31 protein-coding genes and 2 tRNA genes are annotated in these 24,807 nt (G+C 65.9%); 13 read left to right on the top strand and 20 right to left on the bottom strand.

Going from position 1 to position 24,807, the window contains the following annotated elements; all coding sequences use genetic code 11:
• Positions 1 to 453: 453 nt before the first annotated feature.
• The gene (locus tag N0B15_RS17340; protein ID WP_263020969.1) at positions 454 to 780 is read right to left on the bottom strand and encodes a hypothetical protein; all 327 of its coding nucleotides are present in this window, start codon (positions 778 to 780) and stop codon (positions 454 to 456) included.
• Positions 781 to 1,189: 409 nt separating this feature from the next.
• Between N0B15_RS17340 and N0B15_RS17335 the strand changes: the two genes are divergently transcribed.
• Positions 1,190 to 3,214 carry a PQQ-dependent sugar dehydrogenase gene (locus N0B15_RS17335; RefSeq protein ID WP_263020968.1) on the top strand — a complete coding sequence of 675 codons (2,025 nt, stop codon included), beginning with the start codon at positions 1,190 to 1,192 and terminating at the stop codon, positions 3,212 to 3,214.
• A gap of 16 nt (positions 3,215 to 3,230) precedes the next feature.
• Here N0B15_RS17335 and N0B15_RS17330 read toward each other — a convergent pair whose 3' ends face one another.
• A complete protein-coding gene (locus tag N0B15_RS17330; protein WP_263020967.1) occupies positions 3,231 to 3,593 on the bottom strand; it encodes a hypothetical protein in 363 nt (120 codons plus the stop codon).
• A gap of 243 nt (positions 3,594 to 3,836) precedes the next feature.
• Between N0B15_RS17330 and N0B15_RS17325 the strand changes: the two genes are divergently transcribed.
• Positions 3,837 to 4,100 (top strand): hypothetical protein, encoded by a 264-nt coding sequence (locus N0B15_RS17325; protein WP_263020966.1) that lies wholly within the window; start codon positions 3,837 to 3,839, stop codon positions 4,098 to 4,100.
• 27 nt (positions 4,101 to 4,127) lie between these two features.
• Here the strand turns inward: N0B15_RS17325 and N0B15_RS17320 are convergent, their stop codons facing one another.
• Complete coding sequence (locus N0B15_RS17320) at positions 4,128 to 4,415, bottom strand: Hsp20/alpha crystallin family protein (protein ID WP_263020965.1); 288 nt, start codon at positions 4,413 to 4,415, stop codon at positions 4,128 to 4,130.
• 106 nt (positions 4,416 to 4,521) lie between these two features.
• Here N0B15_RS17320 and N0B15_RS17315 point away from each other — a divergent pair, with 106 nt between their 5' ends.
• The 3 genes from N0B15_RS17315 to N0B15_RS17305 all read left to right on the top strand — a co-directional run bounded on the left by N0B15_RS17315 (position 4,522) and on the right by N0B15_RS17305 (position 6,306).
• Positions 4,522 to 4,845, top strand: coding sequence for a hypothetical protein (locus tag N0B15_RS17315; RefSeq protein ID WP_263020964.1), 324 nt, complete (start codon positions 4,522 to 4,524; stop codon positions 4,843 to 4,845).
• Positions 4,846 to 4,869: 24 nt separating this feature from the next.
• Entirely contained in the window at positions 4,870 to 5,337 is a 468-nt protein-coding gene (locus tag N0B15_RS17310) for an MOSC domain-containing protein (protein WP_263020963.1), read from the top strand.
• 171 nt (positions 5,338 to 5,508) lie between these two features.
• Positions 5,509 to 6,306 (top strand): YqcI/YcgG family protein, encoded by a 798-nt coding sequence (locus N0B15_RS17305; protein ID WP_263020962.1) that lies wholly within the window; start codon positions 5,509 to 5,511, stop codon positions 6,304 to 6,306.
• 6 nt (positions 6,307 to 6,312) lie between these two features.
• Here N0B15_RS17305 and N0B15_RS17300 read toward each other — a convergent pair whose 3' ends face one another.
• The 8 genes from N0B15_RS17300 to N0B15_RS17270 form a co-directional block, all read right to left on the bottom strand.
• Positions 6,313 to 6,561: a CDGSH iron-sulfur domain-containing protein gene (locus N0B15_RS17300; protein WP_263020961.1), complete on the bottom strand. Its 249-nt coding sequence runs from the start codon at positions 6,559 to 6,561 to the stop codon at positions 6,313 to 6,315.
• A 119-nt stretch (positions 6,562 to 6,680) separates the two neighbouring features.
• Positions 6,681 to 7,166, bottom strand: a complete 486-nt coding sequence (locus N0B15_RS17295) for a type II toxin-antitoxin system VapC family toxin (protein WP_263020960.1) — start codon at positions 7,164 to 7,166, stop codon at positions 6,681 to 6,683.
• Entirely contained in the window at positions 7,159 to 7,443 is a 285-nt protein-coding gene (locus N0B15_RS17290) for an AbrB/MazE/SpoVT family DNA-binding domain-containing protein (protein ID WP_263020959.1), read from the bottom strand. The genes N0B15_RS17295 and N0B15_RS17290 overlap by 8 nt, the downstream gene beginning before the upstream one ends.
• A gap of 268 nt (positions 7,444 to 7,711) precedes the next feature.
• The gene (locus N0B15_RS18375) at positions 7,712 to 7,933 is read right to left on the bottom strand and encodes a PadR family transcriptional regulator (RefSeq protein ID WP_425494253.1); all 222 of its coding nucleotides are present in this window, start codon (positions 7,931 to 7,933) and stop codon (positions 7,712 to 7,714) included.
• Between the two features lie 100 nt (positions 7,934 to 8,033).
• Positions 8,034 to 9,131 carry a restriction endonuclease, SacI family gene (locus N0B15_RS17285; RefSeq protein WP_263020958.1) on the bottom strand — a complete coding sequence of 366 codons (1,098 nt, stop codon included), beginning with the start codon at positions 9,129 to 9,131 and terminating at the stop codon, positions 8,034 to 8,036.
• A gap of 84 nt (positions 9,132 to 9,215) precedes the next feature.
• Entirely contained in the window at positions 9,216 to 10,100 is an 885-nt protein-coding gene (locus N0B15_RS17280; protein ID WP_263020957.1) for a DNA adenine methylase, read from the bottom strand.
• A gap of 330 nt (positions 10,101 to 10,430) precedes the next feature.
• Positions 10,431 to 10,502, bottom strand: a tRNA-Thr gene (locus N0B15_RS17275).
• Between the two features lie 68 nt (positions 10,503 to 10,570).
• Entirely contained in the window at positions 10,571 to 11,266 is a 696-nt protein-coding gene (locus N0B15_RS17270) for a DUF7114 family protein (RefSeq protein ID WP_263020956.1), read from the bottom strand.
• Positions 11,267 to 11,326: 60 nt separating this feature from the next.
• On the opposite strand from N0B15_RS17270, the gene N0B15_RS17265 reads away from it, so the two are divergent.
• Positions 11,327 to 12,040: an enoyl-CoA hydratase/isomerase family protein gene (locus N0B15_RS17265; RefSeq protein ID WP_263020955.1), complete on the top strand. Its 714-nt coding sequence runs from the start codon at positions 11,327 to 11,329 to the stop codon at positions 12,038 to 12,040.
• 38 nt (positions 12,041 to 12,078) lie between these two features.
• Here the strand turns inward: N0B15_RS17265 and N0B15_RS17260 are convergent, their stop codons facing one another.
• Positions 12,079 to 12,873: an NAD+ synthase gene (locus tag N0B15_RS17260; protein WP_263020954.1), complete on the bottom strand. Its 795-nt coding sequence runs from the start codon at positions 12,871 to 12,873 to the stop codon at positions 12,079 to 12,081.
• Positions 12,874 to 13,139: 266 nt separating this feature from the next.
• Here N0B15_RS17260 and N0B15_RS17255 point away from each other — a divergent pair.
• Both N0B15_RS17255 and N0B15_RS17250 read left to right on the top strand, forming a co-directional pair.
• A tRNA-Gly gene (locus N0B15_RS17255) sits at positions 13,140 to 13,210 on the top strand.
• Between the two features lie 844 nt (positions 13,211 to 14,054).
• Positions 14,055 to 14,243 (top strand): hypothetical protein, encoded by a 189-nt coding sequence (locus tag N0B15_RS17250; RefSeq protein ID WP_263020953.1) that lies wholly within the window; start codon positions 14,055 to 14,057, stop codon positions 14,241 to 14,243.
• Positions 14,244 to 14,626: 383 nt separating this feature from the next.
• Here N0B15_RS17250 and N0B15_RS17245 read toward each other — a convergent pair whose 3' ends face one another.
• Positions 14,627 to 14,872, bottom strand: a complete 246-nt coding sequence (locus tag N0B15_RS17245; protein ID WP_263020952.1) for a PRC-barrel domain containing protein — start codon at positions 14,870 to 14,872, stop codon at positions 14,627 to 14,629.
• Positions 14,873 to 15,252: 380 nt separating this feature from the next.
• Between N0B15_RS17245 and N0B15_RS17240 the strand changes: the two genes are divergently transcribed.
• Positions 15,253 to 16,005, top strand: coding sequence for a hypothetical protein (locus N0B15_RS17240; RefSeq protein ID WP_263020951.1), 753 nt, complete (start codon positions 15,253 to 15,255; stop codon positions 16,003 to 16,005).
• A gap of 35 nt (positions 16,006 to 16,040) precedes the next feature.
• Here N0B15_RS17240 and N0B15_RS17235 read toward each other — a convergent pair whose 3' ends face one another.
• The 4 genes from N0B15_RS17235 to N0B15_RS17220 form a co-directional block, all read right to left on the bottom strand.
• Positions 16,041 to 16,391: a HalOD1 output domain-containing protein gene (locus tag N0B15_RS17235; RefSeq protein ID WP_263020950.1), complete on the bottom strand. Its 351-nt coding sequence runs from the start codon at positions 16,389 to 16,391 to the stop codon at positions 16,041 to 16,043.
• Between the two features lie 71 nt (positions 16,392 to 16,462).
• Positions 16,463 to 16,783 carry a DUF7577 domain-containing protein gene (locus tag N0B15_RS17230; RefSeq protein ID WP_263020949.1) on the bottom strand — a complete coding sequence of 107 codons (321 nt, stop codon included), beginning with the start codon at positions 16,781 to 16,783 and terminating at the stop codon, positions 16,463 to 16,465.
• 46 nt (positions 16,784 to 16,829) lie between these two features.
• Positions 16,830 to 17,735, bottom strand: a complete 906-nt coding sequence (locus N0B15_RS17225) for an acyltransferase (RefSeq protein WP_263020948.1) — start codon at positions 17,733 to 17,735, stop codon at positions 16,830 to 16,832.
• A gap of 95 nt (positions 17,736 to 17,830) precedes the next feature.
• Positions 17,831 to 18,508, bottom strand: a complete 678-nt coding sequence (locus N0B15_RS17220; protein ID WP_263020947.1) for a DUF7344 domain-containing protein — start codon at positions 18,506 to 18,508, stop codon at positions 17,831 to 17,833.
• Between the two features lie 299 nt (positions 18,509 to 18,807).
• Here N0B15_RS17220 and N0B15_RS17215 point away from each other — a divergent pair, with 299 nt between their 5' ends.
• The 3 genes from N0B15_RS17215 to N0B15_RS17205 all read left to right on the top strand — a co-directional run bounded on the left by N0B15_RS17215 (position 18,808) and on the right by N0B15_RS17205 (position 21,131).
• The gene (locus N0B15_RS17215) at positions 18,808 to 19,857 is read left to right on the top strand and encodes an aldo/keto reductase (protein ID WP_263020946.1); all 1,050 of its coding nucleotides are present in this window, start codon (positions 18,808 to 18,810) and stop codon (positions 19,855 to 19,857) included.
• A gap of 117 nt (positions 19,858 to 19,974) precedes the next feature.
• The gene (locus tag N0B15_RS17210) at positions 19,975 to 20,655 is read left to right on the top strand and encodes an HNH/ENDO VII family nuclease (protein WP_263020945.1); all 681 of its coding nucleotides are present in this window, start codon (positions 19,975 to 19,977) and stop codon (positions 20,653 to 20,655) included.
• A complete protein-coding gene (locus tag N0B15_RS17205) occupies positions 20,655 to 21,131 on the top strand; it encodes an ankyrin repeat domain-containing protein (protein ID WP_263020944.1) in 477 nt (158 codons plus the stop codon). Before N0B15_RS17210 ends, N0B15_RS17205 begins: the two co-directional genes overlap by 1 nt.
• Before the next feature lie 14 nt (positions 21,132 to 21,145).
• Here the strand turns inward: N0B15_RS17205 and N0B15_RS17200 are convergent, their stop codons facing one another.
• Both N0B15_RS17200 and N0B15_RS17195 read right to left on the bottom strand, forming a co-directional pair.
• Positions 21,146 to 22,567 carry a ribonuclease FAU-1 family protein gene (locus N0B15_RS17200; RefSeq protein ID WP_263020943.1) on the bottom strand — a complete coding sequence of 474 codons (1,422 nt, stop codon included), beginning with the start codon at positions 22,565 to 22,567 and terminating at the stop codon, positions 21,146 to 21,148.
• Positions 22,564 to 22,941 (bottom strand): DUF7532 family protein, encoded by a 378-nt coding sequence (locus tag N0B15_RS17195; RefSeq protein WP_263020942.1) that lies wholly within the window; start codon positions 22,939 to 22,941, stop codon positions 22,564 to 22,566. Before N0B15_RS17195 ends, N0B15_RS17200 begins: the two co-directional genes overlap by 4 nt.
• A 154-nt stretch (positions 22,942 to 23,095) precedes the next feature.
• Between N0B15_RS17195 and N0B15_RS17190 the strand changes: the two genes are divergently transcribed.
• Positions 23,096 to 24,112 (top strand): PrsW family intramembrane metalloprotease, encoded by a 1,017-nt coding sequence (locus tag N0B15_RS17190; protein ID WP_263020941.1) that lies wholly within the window; start codon positions 23,096 to 23,098, stop codon positions 24,110 to 24,112.
• Positions 24,113 to 24,154: 42 nt separating this feature from the next.
• Here N0B15_RS17190 and N0B15_RS17185 read toward each other — a convergent pair whose 3' ends face one another.
• A complete protein-coding gene (locus tag N0B15_RS17185; RefSeq protein WP_263020940.1) occupies positions 24,155 to 24,757 on the bottom strand; it encodes a riboflavin synthase in 603 nt (200 codons plus the stop codon).
• Positions 24,758 to 24,807 lie beyond the last annotated feature (50 nt).

Raw genomic sequence — 24,807 nt, 5'->3', positions numbered from 1 at the left:
GGTACCGCGAGTTCCGTGAAATCGTCCTGATGTGTGTCGTCTACAACATCAAGCGTGCCGTCAACTAGCCAAATCAAGCGCAGTATAGCGATTCACCACGGCCAACAATTGTATATCTGTGACTTTGGCGTGACTCCAGTCCAGTGCTTCCGAGCCACAAAATCCAATACATACTCTCATTTTCTAACCATCTGTTGTATTAGATCGCCGCAATCTACAAAGCTAAGTCGATGGGGTTTGGTGAATCACTAGACTGCGGCGACTTTCGATGGGAAATCGCGCCGCTCGAGGCGCCACACTGGGACGAGCGCGACGAGAACCTCGAGGAATCGGGTGGTGGCACGCTGATGAACCGATCTCTGGATGACCGCAAGACACTACAACTCGACGCAGTATGGCGATTCACCAGAGCCAGTCGATGGCAACCTCGAATTCGGGCCCACTCCATCCACTCTAGTTTAGCGAACTTGGGTGGCGCTCGTCACTCACCGTCCCCGACGCTCGTTCGTCGTCCGTCTCGGTGTCGGACTCCCCAACTCCATCCCCGCTCTCGAGGACGACCGCGTCGGCGGTGATCTCGCGAACGTCGTCCGAACCCAACGTCAGCGCGTCGTCCGGCTCGAGTTCCCAGCCGAGCGCCGCCCGAATCGTGTCGGCGACGCTCGGTGTCGGCTCGACGTACGCGACGTCTCCGTCGACGGCCGCGACGACGCCGACCGCCTCCCGTTCGGCGTTCTCGACCGTCTTTCCGACGTCTTCCGGCGTGAAGGACGAACACATGGACTCGGTAAACGGCCGCTCGAGACAAACTGGTGGTGCCTGCGTAATCGTGTCGTGTCTCGGGTGCGCTCGTCCGCCTCCCATATCGACTGGCTGGTGAGTACTGGTGTCGACGCGACGTCGCGCACCCACCCGTCTCCCGTCTCCGGAGTAGCAGACAGTTACTCACGGATTACACCAGGTTTCTCACCCCGTGGCGTTGCGGTCCGCTCGAGCGAGTCACAATCCGTGCTTTCCCCGGTGAGAGGGTCTGGCCACCGGTCGGACCGTGCGCACGTCCCGTGGCGAGCGCTCAGCGATGGTCTGGGTAACACGGTGATACTCGGCCACAGCGACCCGGTCGCCCCGCAACCGGGTGGAACGGTCGTCTCCCCTTTTGCTCGCGATTCGTGTACGTCCTCGCGGAGACATGAGCGACAACGACACGCAACACGCGCGGCGCGGCCACGGCGGACGACAGTCCGACTACACGAGCCGTTCGCGACGCACCACCGGTCGCCCGTCCCGGCGACGGTTCTTACAGGCCGCCGCGGCCACCGGTATGGCCGCCGGATTCGTCGGTCTGGGTGCGTCCCAGGAGGCGGACGAGGAGAACCGGTTCGAACTCGGCGGCGAGAGCAGCCGCTGGGTCGGCCAGGCACCCGACGAGATCGAAGGCGAGGACAATCCCACGCTGGTACTCGAGGAGGGTGAGACCTACGAGGTCGTCTGGGAGAACCTCGACGGCATCGGCCACAACTTCGTCATCATCGACGACGAGGGAGACCAGCTCGTCAGCACCGACATCGTCACCGGCGAGGGAGAGACCCAGGCGGTCGAGTTCGAGGCCGACGAGGAGATGGCCGAGTACTACTGCGAACCACACCCGCAGACGATGCGTGGTGACGTCACGTTCGACGAACCCGACGAGCCGGACGAGGAGGCGGAAGCCGAACCCTACTTCCCGGAGGGGCCGACGGTCGGGGTCAACCCCGTCGCCGAGGGGCTGATCGCGCCGACCGACTTCGATGATCCCGAGGGGAGCGACTATCAGTACGTCGCCGACCAGACCGGCGAAATCTGGCGCATCGACGAGGACGGCGTCGACCTCGAGGGTGACCCCTTCCTCGACATCTCCGATCGGATGGTCGCCGTCGGCGAGGAGTTCGCTGGCGGGTACGCCGACCCCGATGGGGACTACGACGAGCGCGGCCTGCTCGGAGTCGAGTTCCACCCCGACTACGAGGAGAACGGCCGCTTCGTCGTCAACTACAGCGCCCCGCCGGACGACGAGACGCCCGACGGCTGGTCACACGTCCAGGTGATCGCCGAGTTCGAAGCCACCGACGACGAGAGCGCCGACCCCGACTCCGAGCGACGGATCCTCGAGTTCCAACACCCACAGTACAACCACGACAGCGGGCCGATGGCGTTCGGTCCCGACGGCTACCTCTACGTCCCGATGGGTGACGGCGGTGGCGGAAACGACAGCGACTACGGCCACGTCGAGGACTGGTACGACGAGAACGAAGGCGGCAACGGACAGGACACGACGGAGAACCTGCTGGGTGGGGTTCACCGCATCGACATCGACAACGAGGGCGAGAACGGCGAGCCGTACGCTATTCCCGAGGACAATCCGTTCGCGGAGGGTGAAGAACTCGAGGGCGAGGGACTCGAGGAGTACTACGCCTGGGGGCTGCGCAACCCCTACGGGATCACGTTCAGCGGTGACGACCGCCTGATCGTCGCCGACGCCGGACAGGTGCTCTACGAGGCCGCCTACGAGATCGAGAAGGGCGGCAACTACGGCTGGAACGTCCGGGAGGGATCACACTGCTTCAGCACGGAGACGCCAGCGACCCCGCCCGAGGAGTGCCCGCTCGAGACGCCCGACGACGTCCGCGGCGGGGAGCCACTGATCGATCCCGTCGTCGAGTACCCGCAGGTCCACGAGGGCCAGGGCGTCGGCATCGTCATCATCGGCGGCCACACCTACGAGGACGACACCATCGAGGACCTCGAGGGGCAGTACATCTTCGGCGACTGGACGCGCGACCAGGGTCGCCAGCAACCCGACGGACGTGTCTTCGCCGCGACGCCCGAGGACCCGGCCGACCCAGACGAGCGAGACGAGTTCGGCGGCCGCCCCCGCGAGGACCTCTGGGAGATGGAAGAAGTCCGGTTCGCCGGGAGCGACGACGGCGACCTCCACCACTTCGTCCGGCAGTTCGGCCGCGGTGCCGACGGCGAGGTGTACGTCCTCGCCAACCGCATCGGCGTCCCACAGGGCGACACCGGCGTCGTCTTCGAACTCGTCGCCGAGGACGAGGGCGTCGAGATCGAACCACTCGAGGACGACGAGGAACCGGAGGACGAAGACGACGCACCCGACGACGAGGACGAACACCCGGGTGAGGTGGACGAAGACCCGGAGAACGACGAAGACGAGTGAGCGCCACCCCGGCGCGTCACTCCCGTTCGCGCCGGTCGTCGCCGAGCACCTCGAGCGCCGCCGGGTCGGGTCCACAGACTGTCGTCACCCGCGAGCCACGCGAGACCACCATCGGCACCTCGCCGACCACCGGCCCACGCCCACCCTCACAGAGGTGCGTCCGGGCCGCCTCCACCTCCGCACGAATCTCCCGCAGGTGGCGCGCTGCATCCCCCGCTTCCGTACCCACCAGCGACTCGAGCACCCGCCCGGCACAGCGGTCGATCACCTCGAGTTGCGCACAGGTGTCACCCCTCCCGCCGTCGGTTCGGGCGGGCGTTCTCGGCGTCGATGCGTGTGATCGGTCGGGGTCCGTTCCCCGCGGTTCGTTGTTGGACATTGGTTTCTGGAGCGGATGCAGAAACGACATCGGTGGTGTCCTCGCTCACCCAATCAGGTGCGTCGAGCCACACGTCTGTTGTTTCCCACCCGTCTGACTGTTCTACACACCTACACTTAACTACTTCGCATATGCGAAGTTTTAGATTTACACATGCGCATACAAAACTCTAAAAGAGCGTATCTGGGTGTATTTCCGTTCGCACCGGCGGGTTCTATTGCTACTGAAAACGCGACTCAGACTATGCGAGAACGCGCTGGCTGGATGGTGCCGACTGACGACGCGATCCTCGAGTACGTTCGAGATGCGGGGGAGGTTCCTCCGGCGGTCATCGGTCGCAACATCGACTCTCACCCGAACTACACCGGCCAGCGCTGTCGAACGCTCGCGGAACACGGGCTCCTCGTGCGCGCGAGCGATGGGTACTACTCGCTCGCCGGTCTCGGCCAGCGATATCTCGAGGAGGACCTCGACCCCGGGGAACTCGAGGATGACAGTACTGACTGACTGTTGATCGGCGGACGTTGCCGCCTCTCACACCCACCCGTCCGCTGGCGACAGCCCCACCCGGACCGTCACCACGCCGTTGTGCCAGTACGCCCGGCGCTCGCCGTCGAAGCTGTAGCCCGGAGGTGGCGCGACCAGTCGCTCGCCGTCGCCACTCTCGAGTGCGAGGCGAATCCGGGTCGACCCCACGGCGACGGTGACCTCACTCACCGCGTGCGAAGCGGCGTCGAGGGCCACCTCGGTGTAGCCCGCCTCGCGGTCGTGTTCGACGTGCATCGGTCCCTCGAGCCGGTCGCCGACGCGGGTGGAGGACATACCCCGCGTCTCGCCTCCGGTCCCAAAGGCCTCCGCGTACACGGGTGTACACTTTTTGAGTGCGACATCCGGTACGGCTTTCTCCCTGCGCTGTGGTGTGACAGCCATGGCCGACACCTATTATGTCGCCAGCCGCGACGGCGACGACCCGATGCAGGGCCACGACCCCGACCGGCCGAACGTCGTCGGCGTCTCGTTCGAGACGGCGACCATCCTCGTTAGCCAGGGCAGCGGCCACGGCCTGTGCGGCTCCGCCGTCCCCATCGCCGAGTTCGACGCGACGGCGTGGGAGACGTTCTTCGCCGACGCTGGCTGTTCGTGGCTCCTCGACGTACTCGCCGACGGGACGCTCGAGGGTCCCGACGGTGAGGCCGCGTTCCTCGCCGCGTGCTCGGCCGAGCGAGGGACGATCGAGACCGTCGAGAGTTAAGGGCGACCCCTGCGAAGGAACACCATGACGACCGGACACGTCACGGAGATTCACGTCGCCCCCGAACAGGGCGGCCCGCTCGAGGCACGCGAGCGCGTCGACGCCGTCGCCGGGCGCGGACTCGAGGGTGATCGCTACTTCCGCGCCGAGGGGACGTTCGAAGAGCGAGCGGGCAGCGACCTCTCGCTGATCGAATCCGAAGCGCTGGCCGCACTCGAGCGCGACTACGACCTCGACCTCGAGGCGGGGAGCCACCGGCGCAACCTCACGACCGCGAACGTCGCGCTCAACCACCTCGTCGGCCGCGAGTTTCACATTGGCGAGGTGCGCTGTCGCGGCATCGAACTCTGTGAGCCGTGTTCGTACCTCGAGCGCCACCTCGAACGGCAGGGCGTCCGCGAGGCGCTCGTCCACCGCGGCGGTCTCCGCGCGAACATCCTCGACGGCGGCACCATCCACGTCGGCGCGACCATCGAAGTCCAGTCTGAGTGAGTCGCCGCCCGACTCTCTCCGTCCCTCGACCGTCTACGTCTCTCCGTCCCTCGGCTACCGAATCTCTCTCCGTCCCTCGGCCGTCTCCTGGTCCCTACTCCGGCTGGTTCGATCCTCGAACGCGCCGCCGATGTAGAAACGGATAGAAGCCTCCGGTCCTAACGGGCGGCCATGAACGAACCCGGTGTGGAGGTCCTCGTGGACCAGGAGACGCTCGCCCGGCGCGTCGAGACCGGTGCCGTCCCGGCGTGGGTGGCCGCACACTTCGAGAGCTTCCGCGACGGCCTGCTCGGCGAGCACGAGGGGAGTCCGTTCCCGTGTTACTTCGGCATCGAGTCGGTCCGCGAGGGCGCGCCGCTCTACACCTGCTGTTCGTCGATGACCGACCCTGCGGCCCTCTTTACCCTCGGCGAAAACATCCTCGAGTACCTCGCGGTCTACGAGGACCACGCCCCGCAGGCCTCGCTCGTCACCTTCTTCGAACCACCCGAGCGCCCGCTCAGCGAGGCCGACTACCACGAAGCGCTCTGGCACATCCTCCAGGTGCTCCACGCCCACGACCCCGAACCCTGGCCCGCGGACATTCCGACCGACCCCGACGACGAGTACTGGGAGTTCTGCTTCGGCGGCGAACCGATGTTCCCCACCTGCCGCGCCCCCTTCTACGACACCTACCGGAGTCGCTACTGCCCCATCGGTCTCGAGATCACCTTCCAGCCGCGGACCCTCTTCGAGGGCATCACCGCCGACACCGCCGCTGGCCAACACGCCCGCGAGGTCATCCAGAGCCGACTCGAGGACTACGACGGCGTCTGCCCGCACGCCGACCTCGGCGACTGGGGCGTTGACGGCGACCGCGAGTGGCCTCAGTACCTCCTCCGCGAGGACGAGACCCAGGCCCCCGACACCTGCCCGATCCGCATCTCGCGAACCCACCCCAAGGGACCGGTCCTCATCGGCGACACCTGAGCGCTCTCACTGCTCGCTCTCGCCCGTCGGGTCCTCCACACAGCGAACCGCTTCGACCCGCCTGCGCTCGCCACCCTCGTAGCGATAGCACACTCCCGGCTCCTCGTCACGCGTCCGACGATGCGAGCCATCACAGAACGGAAACGACGCCGACAGCCCGCACTGACAGATCGCCACGTTCCCCTTCTCGGGGTCGACATCCGACGGCTCGAGCTTTCGCGGTTTCGTCCCCTCGAGTTCGACCAGTCGTGACATACGCCCCGTTGGGTGGTGGGTAGGGAAAGTGTGGTGGTCACGGTGGGGGTCGGAGAACGTGTGGTGGTCGCTCGAGGCGAGCGGTCGACCGGCCCTCCCGTCTCCGCCGACTCCGTGACTCAGTCTGGGGAGCGAGATTGGCTCTCGAGAAACCGGTTCAGTTCGTTGAATTGCTCGGCCGAGAGAACGATCTCGGTCTCGAACTCGTCGAACCGCTCGAAGTCGTGGTCGATCGTCACCACCGTGGCCACTCCCTCGTCGATCGCCACCTGGGCGTAGTAGCCATCCCACCCGTCGACGTTCGCGTCACTCGAGCGCGAGAACCCACCTCGCACGACGTCGGCGGGCATCTCGTCGTACCAGTGGATGCGTTTCGCGTCCGCGAAATTCTCGAGTAGCCGGGAGGCATCCGCGCTCGACTGTCCGTAGTACGTCGTCAGTACCGTGTGTGCGCCGAACAGCGCCGGATACGGTACGACGGCATCGATCTCACCGGCGATGGCGTCTCGGACGTAGGAGAGTGCGGCATCCCGAACCGGCGTCTCCGTGTGTGCGAGCGCGATTACCCCGACGCCGAAGAGATACGGACCGCCAGCGTCACTCATCGCTGTGGTTCGCTGCACCGTTTCGGACCGCAGCACGGTGCTTCCGGGCGACCGGGTCACTGGCTCCGTCGATGGGGACCGTCTCCCCGCGGTCTGAGGCCGTCTCCGCGACCAGCTGGTTCATCCGTTCGATAATCCGCTCGGGGCTGTCCTCGAGTTCGACGACCGCCTTTCCGTCCTCTTCGTGGATCTCGACCTCCGTCCCGGGTGTGATTCCGAGACGCTCTCGGACCTCCTGCGGGAGCACGACTCGCCCTTTCGAATCCACGGTCACCATGTTCCCACTATCGGTGGGAACGGCCAAAACAGTTGTGACCGGGATGCTGGTTCGTCGTTTGCACTGGAAGCAGTGCCATCTTCTCGGATAGTGTGCCAATGATCAGGCCGATTTCAGTTAACGTCGTGGACGAGCCGACTGACCCAGCGTCTGAAGCTGGCTCGACTACCGATCCAACTCGTGTGAATGCGGCCAGTTCGCACTTGTAGCGTATGAAACGATTGTCCACACGAAACCACTCGACTTCCTGCGGAGTGCACGCAGGTCGTTAGTCTTCGTCAGTGAGGAGTTCGAGGAGTTGGCGGCCTTTCTCGGTAATTCGGTACTCTGTCTTGTCACGGTTATCGTCTTCGATCACCGATGACACAGCCATCCCTTCCTCCTCTAAATCGTTCAGATGCCGGTACACGACAGGCGTTGAAACGCCAACGTCCTTGTGCAGTTGATACCCATGGCTCGGTTCCTCGGCGAGACGCCGCAATATCTCCATCTTCGTTTCCCCGATTAGCGACACTGATTACCCTGTTTAGCCCTGGTCCATTTTTACTTTACATAGCACTGAAAGCATGTATAGTAAAAATACTAGCTGTTTAGCCGAACGACTCGGCCAGGTCCTTCCAATCCGTCTTGTTCTCCGCAGACGCTCGCATATCGTTCAAGAACTCGCCGACAGACTCGACAAACTGCTTCCGACCAGCATCCTCGACGAACTTCAACAGGCTTAGAAGTTCTTCGGGGTACACCAAGATGAGTCCAACGGAGGCGTCCTCGATCTCCTTCAGTGCACCCTGTTTCTCCGACTCGTTTCTGAAGCCCTGACCGACAATGTACAGGTACTCCGGCAACTCGTTTTCACGGGCTTTGGTGATGGCGTGCTGAATGTCGCTTCTCTCGGTCGGCTTGTCCTTGACTTCCATCGCGCGCACGAGTTCCTCGTCACGGAACACTTCAACGTCACCCGCTGCTTTCGAGAACTCATCAGGAACGTTCGCGTGTTCTGCTGCTATCGTGTAGTCCTCGCCGTTAGTGTGGGTGTAATGCGCCTTCATCACGCCCGCTGTCACGGACGCTAACCGTTCGCCGCCACCGGACTTCTCAAGATATTCTTCAACCCGGCTCCGAAGTCCCTCGTATGGGACCTCCGACTTCGGGGGTACGAAGTCGACAGTCTGCGGGTCGAGCTGTGAGATTTCGTATACGGTGTGGCGCAGTACGTCCACCGGGTCAACCTCCCCGGAGTTCGTTTGCTCCTCTAACCGTTCCAGTAACTCGTAGAGACGGGTGTGTGCCTTCTCCGACCGGTACGAGTTCTCCATCGAGAAGTCCGGGTAACGAGCAGGCTTGTTCAGGAACGGTTCGTTAGAGCCGCCCAGCCGTTCGCCGTGTTCTTTCTCCCACTCTACCAAGACCTGATGACCAAGTGAACGTGCATTGTACGCGCCGGGATTCACCCATTGCGCCTGCATCGCCCGATAATGGATGTTCGGATTGACGGCCTTCGCAATCACGTTCGTGACGAGAATGTATTTGTATGTGAGCTGGGAGGCGTTCAACACTTCACCGATTTTGCTGGCGGCAAACTCGTCGTCGAGATAGTCGTGTTCGTCGTCGTTGCGTACCCGGTTCCACTCTTCGTTTAGCATGTCTCGTGCTTCTGAATTATCAATAGACTCCCCCAAATTGGACACCGATAGAAACGAGCGACAGGCTGCATATATGCCATATAAAGCAAATATAGTGTGTGTAGCAAAATAGCTACACAGTGGTCGAAGCTATTCGTCCGCTGCTTCGAACAAGGTTGCTTGGTCAGCGTCCTTGTCAATGCCCGGCGACACGTCACGGTTCGGCGGTTCGTAGTTCAGCCACAACGACTCTACACGTGTGTCCTTCGTCGTGTGCATCGTTTTCTCCTCGGAATCGACACGGTGCCAGGCGTGACCCTCGAAGAGTTCTTCGTACAGGTCGCACTGGTAGCCCGACACCGCGACTTTCCCCTCACAGGAACGAAGGACTTCTGCCAGTTCCCGGTGATCTTCATCCGTCATTTCGTACCCATACGAGTTGGTGTCGCCGCGTGACGAATGCACGTATGGCGGGTCACAGTAGAACAGAGCGTCTTCGTCGTCGTGTCTCTCGACGACCTCGATGGCGGGTAGATTTTCGATCTGGACGCGGCGTAATCGGTCGGCAACGTCGTAGAGTTGTTCGAGACGACCATGCCAGCGGGAGACGGCACCAGACATGTTTCGGCGGGACGTGGATTTACAGTATGCCCATCGGCCCGGCGTCGCTTCCTGAGCGAGTCCTGACCGAGTCTGCCCCGCGCGGACGAAGAACAGACGTGCGCGTTCGATGTCGGACAGGTCGCCGTCACTCTTCTTCTCTACAGCGTTGGCGAGTTCTTCTCGGCTAAATGGCGTCAGTGAAATTTTCTCGAGCAGTTCGTCGCGGTTCTCTCGTAATACCTTGAAGAAGTTAACTACGTCTCCGTCGATGTCGTTGTAGGTCTCGACGGGCGAGGGCTCTCGGTTGATGAGGACTGCAGCAGAACCTCCAAATGGTTCGACGTATTGCTCTGTCTTCGGCAGCTGAGGGAGGATGAAATCGAGGTGACTGTATTTTCCGCCGTACCACCGGAACGGCAACGCTTTGCCCATATCTGAAGGAGACTTTGCTCGCAATCCCTGATAAGGATTGGCTTCTCTGAGAATAACGTTTTGACCGGCTCGAGACTACCTGTGGTCCCCGCATCGATTGTGGCGTGCACGGGCCACTTCGGGCTGGATACCAGCGGTAACCCTGTTTCCACAGGAGCCAGTTACGACTCCAGACGAGTTCGAGATACGACCACCCTCTCGCAAAAAACCTCGGCCGGGATTCGAACCTGAGTGCGAGACGGTCTCACTCGCTCTCGCTCGTGAGCGTGCGACTCGCGTGATTCAAATCCCGGATCCAGCTTTCGCTCCTCACGTCTGTTCGTCGCAAAAAGCCTAGGCCGGGATTTGAACCCGGGCTCTCGTCCTTACCAAGGACGCGCTTTACCGCTAAGCTACCCAGGCAGGCAGGTGGAAATTGACCGGAGGCGTCTTTATGGGTTTCGATTCGCTCGAGCGAGTGTGTCGCTCACTCACGGGTCGCCCGCGGAGGTCACTCGGCCGTCGTCGGTGGGTTCGGTGCCGCCGTCGGTCGCCTCGGCGGGTTCCTCGCCGGTGGGGGTGCTCAGGAGGAGGCTCGAGGCGGGTGGGAACTCGGTGCCGGAGGCGGCGGCGACGTCGGCAGCGACCGCGAGCAGTGTCTGCGTGGGGTGCTTGCCGACGGCGGCGGCCCCGGTGCGGACGGCGAGTTCGAGTACGTCGCGCTCGAGGTTGGCGTCGAGTGCCCGGCTGTCGGCGTCGGGGGTCTCGCGCAGGGTCTGGTCGCGTCCGAAGTCCCTGACGGTGCGGACGGCGCGCTCGGCGGCGTCGGTGCGCGCGAGGAGGTAGAAGCCACGGGCGACGAGGATGTCGGCGGCGAGAATCTCGAGGTCGCCGCGGCTGCCCGCCTCGAGATCGTCGTCGGTGTCGGACTCGAGCCAGGGTTCCTCGTGGGCCAGCCGCCGGGTCAGGCGCAGTCCCTCGTAGATGAGTTGGACGCCCGCCGCCTGGTGGGCGACCCCCTCGAGGTCGGCTGTGGCGTCGATCGCGGCGGCGCTCTCGAGCGTGAGCACCCCCGGTGTCATCGACGCCTCGTCGAGTGTGGTCGCGATCACGTCGTGCAAGCGAGGCGGCTCGACGTCCGCGACGACGTCGCGGGCGGCTCGCCGACAGCTGGCGGCCCTGTCCATCACCGGTGGGTTACGGCGGGGTAGCCAAAGACCTTTGGAAACGCCGGTCGACGGGGGGACATGATCGAGACGGCGACCGACGGCAGGGTGCGGACGATCCGACTCGAGCGCCCCGAGGCGCGAAACGCCCTCACCAGCGACGGGCTGGACGCGCTCGAGCGGGCCGTTCGCGAGACCGAGGAGTCCGTCATCTACCTCCGTGGCGCGGGCCGCGCCTTCTGTGCAGGTGCCGACCTCGCGGCGGTGGCGTCGCTCGAGGGCGAAGCGGTGGCGGCGTTCGTCCGGCGGGGCCAGCGCGTCGCGCGGGCGCTCGAGTCGGCTCCGGCGATCACGGTGGCGGGGATCGACGGGGCGGCCCGCGGCGGTGGGGTCGAACTCGCGCTGGCCTGTGACGTGCGCGTCGCGACGCCCGAGGCGACGCTCGGCGAGCCGGGGGTCACGTTCGGTCTCTTCGGTGCCTGGGGTGGGACCGCCCGCCTCCCGCAGGTCGTCGGGCTGGGTGATGCCCTCGAGTTCGCGCTCTCGGGGCGGGTGGTCGACGCCGAGACGGCGCTCCGGATGGGACTGGTCTCGAGAATCGACGCCGATCCACGGACGGTCGCCGCGGAGATCGCGGCCCACCCGGCCGACGCGCTGGGGGTGCTCAAAGAGCGCCTGCGCGACGAACGCGACCGCGAGACGCAGGAGCGACTCGAGGTCGATGCCTTCGCGTCGCTGCTCGAGCGCCACCGCGAGGACGTCGAGGCAGTGCTGGAGTTACCCGACGGTGGGTGAGACCGCACCACGGGGGTTCGGCTCCGGTGCCGCTCCGCTCACTCGAGCGCCGGGGGCGCTGGCGGCACGTGTCGTTTGTGCTCGCTCGCTGCGGCGAGGTCGTGGACCATCGTCACCGTCTCGGGGTCGACCGAGAGCGTTCGAGCGGTCGCGGCAACCGAGAGCGGGCCGTCGACCGAGAGGGCGAGTACGAAGTCGAGAGTGTCGTAGTCGATGCCGAGTTCGTCCTCGTCTGTCTGGTCGGCCCAGAGTTCCGCCGTGGGCGTCTTCGAGACGAGGTCCTCGGGGACGCCGAGGTGGCCGGCGAGCTGGCGCACCTGTCCCTTGTAGAGGTTCCCGATGGGGTGGCAGTCGACCGCGCCGTCGCCGTACTTCGTGAAGTAGCCGACCATCGCCTCGCTGCGGTTGCCCGTCCCGACGACGAGGCGGTTCTCGTGGTTCGCCACCAGGTAGTTGAGCACCGCTCGAGTGCGCGCGCGGGCGTTCCCGACTGCCACGGGGTCGCCTTCGGCGTCGGGGTAGGCCGCGAGCAGTGCGTCGACGACCGGTTCGACTTCGATGACGTCGGAGGAGATCTCGAGGTCGCGGGCGACGCGTTCGGCGTCGCTCATGTGTTCGTCGCTGCTCACCCGTGCGGGGAGGACCAGGCCGTGGACCTGGTCTGCGCCGAGCGCTTCCACAGCGAGATATGCGGTGAGCGTGCTGTCGATGCCACCGGAGAGACCGAGGACCGCGCCGTCTGCCCCCGCCGCGTCCGCTCGCTCGCGGATGAAGCCGGTGATGTGATCGCGGTGGGTCTCGAGTTCCTCCTCGGAAAAGCGCAGGTCGAGCATACGCCGGGCTACGCCACCGACGGGCAAATACCCTCGCTTTCGCGCGAAAAGCTGGACGTGTGTCGAGTGTCCGCTCGAGAAGCGTGACGTTCTGTGCTCTCGAGGCGCACACTCGAGGGAAGCGCTACGTTCAAGTGTGGTCGACGGGAAGTTATGGGTAACCGTACGCGACCCTCAGACGGCGTCGCGTGCGACGAGAGCACCGGTGGTGAGCAACTCCGCAGGAGTTGCGATCCACGGTGCTCGAGTGAACGAAGTGAACGAGAGCACCGGTGGTCTAGTGGGAGGACATGAGCTTCCCAAGCTCATAGCCCGGGTTCAACTCCCGGTCGGTGCATTTCTAACGACTAACTGTTGATGTGTTTCCCCATCCCGTTTGTGTCTCTCTCGAGAGCACCGGTGGTGAGCGACCCACGGGGGTCGCGAGTCTCGGTGTGAACGTAGTGAGCACCGGTGGTGAGCAAACCCCGGGTTTGCGAACTTCGATGCTCGAGTGAACGAGAGCATCGGTGGCGAGCACATCCAACGGATTTGCGATCTACGGTGCTCGAGTGAACGACGTGACGAGAGCACCGGTGGTGAGCAACTCCGCAGGAGTTGCGAACGCCGATGGGCCGGAGGTCCATCGGAAGTATAGTGGGAGGACATGAGCGTCCCACGCTCGTAGCCCGGGTTCAACTCCCGGTCGGTGCATTTCTAGCGACCAACTGCGAACGGAGTTTCTCTGCCCCGTCGGTGTCTTTCTCGAGCCTCGGTTTCCAGTAGCTATAAGTCACAACAGGTCAACGTACAGACTGGACGCCACCGTCTCTACGGGGCGCGAGAAATGCCCCGGGTGCAGCAACACCCGAGACGTGGCTTCCAAGCCAACCAGGCTTAGTTCGCCATGACAACAAACAGACTGGCGAGACTTAAACGTCTCGCAAACACCCGCTATCGCGGTCGAGACTGCCGTTTTCGCAGTGGTAACGCTCGAGCGCGTGTGTATCGTTCGTCTGAGAATTCCCCCTCGAGCGCGTGTGTATCGTTCGTCTGAGAATTCCCCCTCGAGCGCGTGTGTATCGTTCGTCTGAGAATTCCCCCTCGAGCGGCCGCGCTCTCGGCTCAATTCACTCGCTGGTCGCTGGCGCGCTGGGCCGTTCGACGGGTGTGAGAGAGACGTCCCCACGGGAGGGAGTTCGGTGACGGGTGAGTCGCTCGAGGATGGCGACGAGGCGCCGAGCGATGCGAGTGAGCGCAGTTCGTCCCTGCTCGCCGACGCCGAGTCGGACTCGCTGGCGCGCTGTCCGCGGTGTGGTGGGCCGATGACGGTGCTCACCGTCAGGGGACCGGGTGACCGCCGTGTGTCGCCGTGTGGCTGTCGGCTCTGAGCGGGCTGTCGGGTCGGGGGCCACAAGCGCTATGCCCCGCGGCTATCGGGGCCACAACCGTCATTAGTGTCGTTCACGAGAATTGATACGGTGACGACGACCAAAACGGTCGGGGTGGTGGCTGGGTGGTAGGATGGTGTGTTTGCGGGTGTCAGGCCCGCTAGATGGGGCTTCGCACTCGAGTGTTGTGCGGTCGTTGCCGCCGCTCGAGTGACCCGGTCGCGTGGGCCGAGTGCGACGAGGGGGCTCACCGCGCTCGGTTCACGTTTACCGTGACGGGTGGGCTGTGGCGACAGCGGGGGCGTGATGGCGACAGCGGGGATGTACTGGCAGCAGTGGTGGGGGCGGTCTCGAGGGTTCTCGAGACCGGTGTGTGTCGTCCGTCAGAGCCGTCCACGGAGACGGATCGCGTCGTCGGTGATCTCGGCGACGCTGCCGTCGTCGAGCGGGTGGGCGGTGTCGGTGACGGTTCCCCAGCCGAGTTTCGCCCTGAGCGTGTCGAGGAGTCCGGGGTTCGGATCGACGTAGGCGCGCCCGGGTTCGACGTGGACGATGCGGCCGACTTCGGTCCCGTCTGCGTTCAGGACCCGCTTCCCCAGGTCGTCGCCCGAGAGTGTGGTTCTGTTCATGCGCGTCGTGAGTGTCCGACGTCGAGCGGTGTGCTCCTGCGCTCGACGCCGGTCGTGAAGACGGTGGTATAGTAACAACTGCAACGATTCACACACTGATCGCCGACCCGTCTGGCATTCAGGTGTGCACTGACTTGCAGTGGCTACTATACTCGCCCCGCAGGTACTCGAAGTGGGCGGTGCTGTCCTCTTGAACGCTCCCATCGTTCGTCCGCGAAACGCGTTCCCGGCGGGTGAAACCGGCGGCGGCGGGGACGGCTCGAGGGGCGGTCGGTTCGGTGGCCGACGAACCGGCCGTCTCCGCCGGTGTCAACCCCTCGTTGATCCGGTGGAACAGAAGGGTTATAGCGGTAGTCACGTATTACCACTCGACTCGATTCATGGCGCTCTCTCACGCGGTCGACGCGCTGGCCGACGATCCGCGTCTCTCCGATCCGTTTCTCCGTCTCGTCTCGCATCCGACCGACGGCGACGTCCTCCTCGTCGGCGTCGTCCACGACCACCCCGCGAGCGTCGCCCGTGTTCGCCTCGTCTGTGGCCCGCTCGAGACCGAGACGCTCGCGCTCGAACTCCCCACGGCGGCCCTCCCGCTCTACCGCTCCTACGCTCGCGACGAGACCGTCCCGCCACGTTTCGGCGGGGAGATGAGTGCGGCGATGCAGGCCGCCGACGCGCCGTCGGTGATCGGTATCGACGCGCCCAACTGGTCGTTTCTCAGACGGCTGTGCGCCCGTCTCGTCGCGGACCGGGCGTCGCCGACGGTCGCCCGCCGGGTCCTCTCGAGTCTCGGCGGCGCGACCCGCGAGGCGCTGGCCTGTCGGGTGGCGGCGACGCTGACCCACGCGACCTCGATGACGGTGACGCGCGACGATCCGATCCGCTACGGCTGTTCTCACGAGGACAGCGCCGAACGCCAGGCCGACCACGAGCGGGCACACGTCGCGGCGGTGCAGGCGCTGTTAGCGGGCACCGACGAGCGGGCGCTGACGTACCGCGACGAGACGCGCGAGCGGTGTATGATCGACCGACTGGCGAGCGCTCGTGCGTCGGGTGATGTCGTAGCGGTCGTCGGCGTCGACCACGTCGAGGCGCTCGCGGAGGGTCTTTCACGGGCCGATGCGTCCGACATGTGATCGGTCTCCAGGGAGCCGACCCGTCCGGTGGGTGATCAGTCTCGAGCGTCTGCCCCGGTGTCGGGCGACGGCGGCTCGATCAGGATTTCGCCGTCGCTGTAGACGGTGACGAAGTAGTCGTGGACGAAAAACGAGAGCATACCGCCCGTTCGCGGGGTGCCGTTCGGGCGCGGCTGGAAGAGGGTGTCGAGTGCGTCGGGGTCGACGTTGTCGTGGAGGAACGCGGTGCTCTCGGTGACGTCGATGCCGAGGCAGTCGGCGAGGGCGTGTGAGACGGTGGTGCTGAGGTTCGCCGTTCCGTTGGGGTCGTGACAGGCGCGGTACACCGACGCTGGCGGGATGCGCGTCGGGTCGGGGTAGGACGGCTCCGGGTGCTGTTCGGACATCGCTGCTCTCCGGTTCGTCGGTGTTTCGCCCGTAAAAGCGTATCCGTTGGCAGACTCCCCGTTTATAGGCGTCAGCGCCGGAGGGTGTTGATGCAGTTCCAGCAGTAGGTGAAGGTCGGGTCGCTCTCGTTCGCCGCCCCACAGCGCGGGCAGTGGACCGGGTCGCCCTCGATGGTGACGTCGAACTCGGCGTTCGGATCGGTCTCACCGCTGTCGTGGGGACCGAACGCGGCGTCCGGGTTCGTCGCGTAGTGTGTCCCCGTGTGCTCGCCGTCGACGAACGAGGGGGCGCCCGGCCCGTCCTCGCCGCGGTGGACGTAGACGTAGTAGAGCACCAGGTGGATGAGGGCGAACAACAGGATGTAGCCGACGAGCCAGCCCCACGGCTCCATAGTGTGTCATACGCTCCCAATCCACTTGGCTATTCTCCCGGCGAGGCTAGCGCTCGCCCGGGGGCGTCAGGTCGCGCCCGAACTCGTCGAAGCGCTCGAGGTCAGCCGGGAGTTCGTACTCGAGGCGGCGTTCCTCCTGGCGGTTGACGCCCGCGTCCTCGAGCGAGACGGCGACGTCCTCCCAGCCGGGTTTGATCTTGACGCTCTTCGCTGGCATGCCGACGACGATGTGGTGGGCCGGCACGTCGTTCTGGACGATGGCGCGCGCGCCGACGATGGCGTTCTCGCCGACGGTACAGCCCGCACGGACCATCGAGTCGTAGGTGAGGCGGACGTCGTCTTCGACGACCGTGTGGTAGTTTCTGACCTCGGTCTGGTCGACGACGTCGTGGTCGTGGCTGTAGACGTGGACGCCGTCCGAGACCGAGACCCGGTCACCGATGGTGAGCTTGCCGCGGTCGTCTAAGTGGACCTCGTCGTGGACGACGGTGTTGTCGCCGACCGTGATGTTGTGGCCGTAGGTGAACGTGATTCCTTTGAAGAAGCGACAGTTCTCGCCGCAGTCGGCGAAGAGGTGGTCTGCGAGCATCGATCGGAATCGGAGGGCGAACTCGACGTTGTCGGCGATCGGGAGGCTGTCGAACTGTCGCCAGAGCCACTGGAGGTGTTTCGAGCGGCGAAACGCCGCCTCGTCCTTCTCGGCGTAGTACTCGCTCTCGAGGGTGGTGTTACACGGATCGTAGCTCTGTAAGCGGACGCGTTCGGCCGCCGAGACGGGTTCGCCCGCCTGCCACCGCTCGTAAGCCTCGCGGTCCCCCGAGAGGTCGAGGAGGACGTCTTCGACGACCGAACAGGTGTCTTCGTCGCTGGAGAGCCGCTGGTCGACCTCGTCTACGAACGCGCGCATACCTGCTTCGGCCTCGTCGGGAAGCGAGACGTACCGCTTGGTCATACCCTGTGCGTACTGGCGCGGACGTGATAGGCATTCGGTTGTGCGGCCGCGCTTGCCTCGGGTGGGTCCGGTCGCGCTTTCCCTCGAGTCCGCGGCTACGACTGTGGCTGTGCGGTCGGCGTCGTCGCGTCGGTCTCGGTCTCGCGCTGGCGAGTGAGCCACGCGTCGACGATGGGGTGGACGCTGGCGGTGACGCGTTCGCCCTCGTACTCGAGGAGGTCTGCCTCGACGAGCGCCGGGAGGTGGACGTGGTGGAGCGCCGTCTGCACCCGTCTCGTCTCCTCGTCGGTCGGCTCGTCCTCGAGTTCGCGTGTGGCGACCCGACGGGCGAGCGCCGCGGGCGTGAGGGGGACCGATGCGTCGGCGAATACCGCGAGCACCGTCCGGCGGCGCTCGTCGGCGAGCGCAGTGAGCGTCGCGTCCCACCCTGCACTCGAGATGTCCGCGGGTTTGCGGGAGACGAGCTGGTCGAACAGCGGGTGGTCGACGACCGAGACGCGCTCGTCCTCGCGCTCGAGGATCCCGGCGTCGGCGAGTATCGGCAGGTCCGCGTGGTAGAGGCTCGTGTGAGCGACGCGGCGTTGCTCGTCGCTCACGGCGTCGGGGGTCGTCTCCGAGTTCAACGCGGCCAGGTGTGCTGCGAGTGTCGAAACCGTCAGTGGCGTCTCTGCAGCCCGCAGGATCGAGACGAGCTGGCGCCGACGCCGGTTGGCGACGCTTCTGAGAACCGCGTTCTGGGATCGCTCGGATTCGGTCGCCCCGTCTTGGCTCATGGCCCACCTTTCGCTGCCATCTGGATAAGCGCCCTCCCAAAACACCTCGGTTTCAGCCGTTCTCGACTGGAATAACACGAATGTTTGCATATTGGCCGTTACTCTCTTCTATCGTTGTCATTCTCCCGCGAGAAACGATCCGGGACGCCCGCCCACTCGTGTCGAACCGACACCGAGGTGGACGAGGTCTCGCCCCTCGGCCGCCGCTCCACCGTTCTCGGCCGTCGGGCCCGCCCAGCCGTTCCCAGACGGCGGGAGCTTTCGCACCCGCTAAGTGCCTCCGCTCCCAACGCCGCTGTATGCACTACCGCGAACTCGGCGACTCCGGCGTCGAGGTCAGTGAGGTCGGCTTCGGCGCGTGGGTCGTCGGCACCGACTGGTGGGGCGACCGCTCCGAGGAGGACGCCCTCGAGATGATCGACCACGCCCTCGAGCGAGGGATCACCTACTTCGACACGGGCGACGTCTACGGCTACGGCCGGAGCGAGGAACTCATCGGGACGGCCGTCGCCGACCGGCGCGACGAGGTGACGATCGCTACCAAGGTCGGCTACGACTTCTACAACAACCCGCAGGCGGGCCACGGCGAGCTGCCCAAGGAGATGGACGTCACCTACCTCCGCGACGCCGTCGAGTCGAGTCTCGAGCGCCTCGGCGTCGACCGGATCGACGTCCTCCAGCTGCACAACGCCGACGTCGCAGAGATCGACGCGGACGTCCTCGGCCTGCTCGACGACCTCGAAGACGAGGGGCTGATCCGCGCGCGCGGTCTCGCGCTCGGTCCCTCGATCGGCTGGCTCGCCGAGGGCGACTTCGCCATCGAGTCCGAGTTCGACTCCCTCCAGCTCGTCTGGAACGTCTTAGAGCAGGACGTCGGCAGCCACTTCCTCGAGACCATCGAGCGAACCGGCTCGCAGACGAGTCTCGTCCCTCGAGTACCCCACTCCTCTGGCATTCTGAACGAGCAGGTCACGCCCGAGACCGAACTCGAGGCGGGCGACCACCGCGGTTTCCGCCCCGACGCCTGGTACGAGACCGGCTGGGAGAAACTCGAGACGCTGCGTTTCTTAGAGCGCGACGGCGAGCGGACGATGGGCCAGGCGGCCATCGCCTGGCTGCTCAGTCACGACCCCGTCGCGTCGGTCACGCCGACGTTCCGGACGGCCGCCGACATCGACGAGTGGGCGGGCGCGAGCGAGGTCCCGCCGCTCGACGAGTCTGAACGCGAGCGCGTCGCCGAGCTGTACGCGACGGACTTCGGTATCGACCGCGACGACGGGATGGACTCGCTTCGCTCGTCGGTCGACGGAACCGACCTCGAGGCAGCGGGACTCGCGCACCTCTGTTGAGTACGTGACCGATCGGCTCGAGTGAAGTTCACGGTGGCAACGATTATTACGGCGGTGTTCGAACCACTCCGGTATGAGGACACCAGTACCGATAGCCTGTAGTGAGGTGAGCGAGCCGTGAGCTACGACCGCGAGGAACGAGCGGGCCACGACCGCCGTTCGAGGGCGACCCGTCGCCAGTCGAACGAGTCCGCCCGCGACGGCGGCCGCGAGGTCCCCGGTCTCGGCTCCCTCGACGCACGCGAACTCGAGATGCTCGAGCGGATCAAGGCGTCAGTCGGCGTCGAGCCGATCCAGCGGATGACCGAAGCGGGCCTGAGCGTCGCCGAGATGAGCCATCCGGGGACGCTCGAGCGCTTCGTCGACACCGGCGACGGCGTGGCCGGCCGGACCTCGGTCCAGCGTACGAAAGCCGGTGCGGACTCGTCCTACGGCGGTCCCGCACGGCGGACACGCAAACAGACGAAAGAGCGCGCTCGGCACAAGCCGTACGCGAAGCACCGCCCGAGCTACCTGAAGCATCAACCCAAGCAAGTGTGGGAGAATGCGAAACAACCCGACGGCAACGTCTACGACCCGAACACCGGTGAGAAACTCGAGTGGGACCGATCGAAGGATCGGGACGGTCAGTGGGACATGGGGCACAAGCCGGGTGAGGAGTACTGGCGGAAACACGAAGCGTACATGAAGGGGCAGATAACCAAAGAGCAGTTCCTCCAGTGGTATCACAACCCCAATAATTACCAGCCTGAGTCGCCGAGTGCCAACCGCAGCCACAAGTACGAGGACAAGAGCTGATGGCACCACCTGCCGACGACCTGTTCCAGGCTGCAGCGGACGGTGACGCCGAGGTCTTCGCCGCGGCCGACGACGACGAACTCGCCGTCAGAGACGAAGTCGACTGCTCGCTGCTCCACCTCGCCGCGGCCAACGGCCAGGTGGCGGTCGCCGAGGCGCTCCTCGAGCGCGGTGTCGACCCGGACCTCGCCGACGAGAGCGGCCAGACGGCGCTGCACTACGCGGCCGCCCACGGCGAGACCGAGGTCACGGCGCTGCTGCTCGCCTACGGTGGCGACACCGCCATCGCCGACGAGCACGGCAACGGGCCGCTGTGGACGGCCGTCTTCAACGCCCGCGGCGCGTACGACCTCGTCGACCTGCTTCTCGAGGCCGGGGCCGACCCGACCGCGGAGAACGACGCCGGGCGCTCGCCGCTCGACTTCGCCGCACAGATCGGCGACGACGACTTACTCGAGCGACTCGACTCCCAGTAGGACCGCCCGTTTTCTCACTCCGTCGAGAACGCCCGCTCGAGCGCTGCCGCCACCGTCTGGGCCTTCTCCGCGAGTTCCGGCGTGAGCACGCCCGCTTCGGCGGCCGTCTCGAGTTCGTCCGCGTCGACGATGTCGACGGTGCCGTCGGCGTGGCGGACCACGTCGATGTAGAGGTCGACGTAGCGCGCACAGTCGGGGAAGAGTTCGACGGGCGTACAGACGTTCACGTAGGTGCCTTTCGTCTCGCCGTCGGCGTCGCGGTAGGTCGTCGCGTACCACCACCGCCCCTCGCTGAGTTTCGTCACCGCCACGTCGCCGTCTTCGATCGGCACGTCGAGCGCGTCGTAGGTGCCGCCGCCGCGCATCTCGCGCTCGAGCGTGAGGCTCCCGTCGGCGTCGCAGTCGGTGACCGTCCCGGTTCCGAGCGTGATGAGTCGGCCGTCGGGCTTGCCGTGGCCGAGCGAGAGCCGGTCACCCTGGCGGGGACCGAACTGGCGCGAGACGGCCCCGAAGGGGAACGCCTCGGCGTCGGCGGCCGGCTCGTCACAGACCGCTTCGGCGAAGTCGACGGCCGCGCTCGCCGCTCTGGTGGCGGCTTTGATCCGGTGGTGGCCGGCCATCGTCGTCGCCACCTCGCGCCGGGCTTCGTCGAGGGCGACGCGCGCCTCGCGGCCGAACCAGACCCACGCCGTCGCCTCCGGCGCGACGACCGGCCCGGGCTCGCCGACCTCACCGTCGGTCGCGGTCTCGAGCGCTTCGGCCTCCTCGACCGCCCGCGCGAGCGCCTCGCCCATCGTGGGGAGGTCCGACTCGAGTGCGCTCTCGTGCCAGCGGATCCCCCAGCCGTCGGGCGGCGTCGGCGAGAGCAGGTCGGTCATGCCGACGACTTCGCGGGCACGCTCGCCGCGGGCGGCCGCCGAGACGCCGGTTCGCTCGGGTGAGAGCGCCAGCAGGCCGCGCTCGACCGAGAGCGTCGGCGTCACGAGCGGGTCGTCGTCGCTCCAGGGCGGCGCTGGCTCGCTCACCTGGACGCGGTAGCGCTCACCTTCCTCGACGTAGCCGTCGACGTCGTCGTAGCGGAGGTAGCCCCGCTCACCACCGCCGAGGTCGACCACCGCACCGCTCCCGCCGCTCGCCTCGCCGACCGTCGCGTCGAAGACCGCGCCGCGGGCGACGGGGTCGTCCCACCGGAAGGCGTCGACGGCGACCGACTCGAGGATGCTCGCGACCTGTTCGACCGCCTCCGGGTCGCCCGAGACCTCGACGCCCCCACTACAGCGGCTGGTCTCGACGAGGGCGTCGGCGGGGGCGGTCTCGAACACCGCGTCGAACCGGTCGCGGATGGTGGCTGAGGGCTGGACGACCGTGACACCCGCCGCCGAGAGCGTACGCGTCAGCGCGGTCGTGTAGATGCCGCGGATCCGTGCGCTCGTCATCGCAGCGTCTCGCGGTCGGTCGCGAAGCGGACCCGGTCGTGGACCGTCGGCCCGAGCGTCAGTTCGACGTACTCCTCGCCGAGTACGCGGCCGTCCTCGACGAAGACGCCCCAGGTGTCGAAGCGGAGCCAGCCGCGCATCTCCGCGCCGTGGGTCGTCACGTCGAGGTGCTCGACGGTGTGCTCGGGGAACGCGGCCGTGCTGTGGGCCATGTCCATGTCCGAGTAGACGGTCTCGTGTTCGTCGAAGAAGCTCTCGAGCGCTCTCGCGTCCGCCTCGACGGCGTCGACGATCGCCGCCGATACCGCCCGCAGGTCGTCGATCTCGAGCCCCGCGTCGCGCAACGCCCGCTGGGTTCGCCCATCGAAGTGCATACGCCGCCTTGGGCGGGGAGGGCTTTGTGCGTACCGAGTCGTCGTGACGCGGTGTCGACCTCGCTCGAGTCTGCGGGTACTCGTGAGCCGCGGACCCGCTCGAGTGTCCAGTTCGCTGGCGAATCTTTTCGGAGCGGGGCGGCGTACTGCCCGTATGTCACCACAGCGCGATCCGATCGAGCGCGCCGCAGACGGCTCGATCGACCTCTACGACGTCTCGACGTGGGAGCCACGGTCGCTCGTCGACCGGCTGGCGGCGCTGCTGTACGCGGCGCTGCGCTCCGGTCTGCGGGTGATCGTCCTCCTCGCCACCGTCGCGATCACTGCCGTGCTGATCGCCTCGCCCGTACTCGCCGTCGTGGACGAACCGCTCGTCGGTGCGTTCTTCGCGCTCTCGGTCGTCCCGGCGCTGGCGCTCGCCGCCTACATCTGGTACACCGACATCACGACGAACGAGCCGCTCAGTTTACTCGTCGCGACGTTCGTCCTCGCGATTCTGTTCGCGACGTTCGCGGCCGTGGTCAACGCGGTCGGGGCGTTCTACCTCCAGCCGATCGCCGTCGTCGGCCCGCTGCTCTTTTTCTACCTGATCGTCGGTCCCATCGAGGAGGCGGTCAAACTCCTCGCCGTCCGCGTCCTCGCCTACCGGAGCGACTCCTTCGACGCCGTCGTCGACGGGGCCGTCTACGGGGCGGTCGCCGGTCTCGGCTTCGCCGCCATCGAGAACGCGAGCTACATCACCGGCTACCTCGCCGACGTCGGCGCGGGTACCGGTCTCGTCACCGCCGCGACCGGTATCACCGCCGTCAGGGCACTCGTCGGTCCCGGCCACGTCATCTTCTCGGCCATCGCGGGCTACTACCTCGGTCTCGCGAAGTTCAACCCCGAGTACGCCGGGCCGCTCGTCGTGAAAGGTCTCCTCGTCGCCTCCATCTTCCACGCGACCTACAACGCGACCGTCGGCGTCGTCCCCAGTCTCGTCTCGAGTGTCTACCCCATCTCACCCGACCTGGCGTTCGTCGGCTACGTCGTCTGCTTCGACCTGGCCGTCGGCTACTACCTCTACCGGAAAATCGCCCGCTACCGACGCACCTACCGCTCGGTCAGAGCCGACTCACTCGGCGATCCCGGCACACCCGAACCGACCGAGTTCGACCCGCCCCAGCGCTGACCTCGGTTTGGTCCAGCCCAGCGCTCGCCAGCTTTCCCTCCGCTATCGTCCCGTATCGGCCTCGAGCAGCCGCTCGACGTACTTCGCGAGCACGTCGACCTCGAGGTGGACCGGATCGCCCGGCGCTTTCTCCGAGAGCGTCGTCACCGCGTAGGTGGTCGGGATGATCGCGACGGTCACCGCCTCGCCCGCTCGTTCGGCCACGGTGAGGCTGATGCCGTCGAGCGTGATCGACCCCTTCTCGACGACGTAACGGTCGTAGCCCGCCGGGAGCGCGAACGTAAACGTCCAGTCCTCGCCGACCGACTCGACTGCCTGGACGGTCGCGACGGCGTCGACGTGGCCCTGGACGACGTGGCCGTCGAAGCGGCCGTCGGCGGCCATCGCCCGCTCGAGGTTGACCACCGCGCCCTCCTCGAGGTCGCCGAGGTAGGTCCGCGAGACGGTCTCGTCGGCGAGAAATACCTCGAACCAGGTCCCCTCCTCGAAGCGCTCGACGGTGAGACACGCCCCGCTGACGCTGATGCTCTGGCCGTGTGCGAGACCGGTCGCGACCTCGCCGGCGGCGATGCGCAGCCTGAGTCCGTCCTCGGTCGGTGTGCGCGCGACGATCTCGCCGGTCTCCTCGACGATGCCCGTGAACATACTCGAGGGGAGTCCCGGCCGCGCCAAAGCCGTTTCCGTCTCGGCGAGTC

It is taken from the genome of Natronobiforma cellulositropha (assembly GCF_025629245.1).
Lineage (GTDB): Archaea > Halobacteriota > Halobacteria > Halobacteriales > Natrialbaceae > Natronobiforma > Natronobiforma cellulositropha.
The sequence above is the reverse complement of the archived record's forward strand: the minus strand, read 5'-3'. Positions and strand labels throughout refer to the sequence as shown.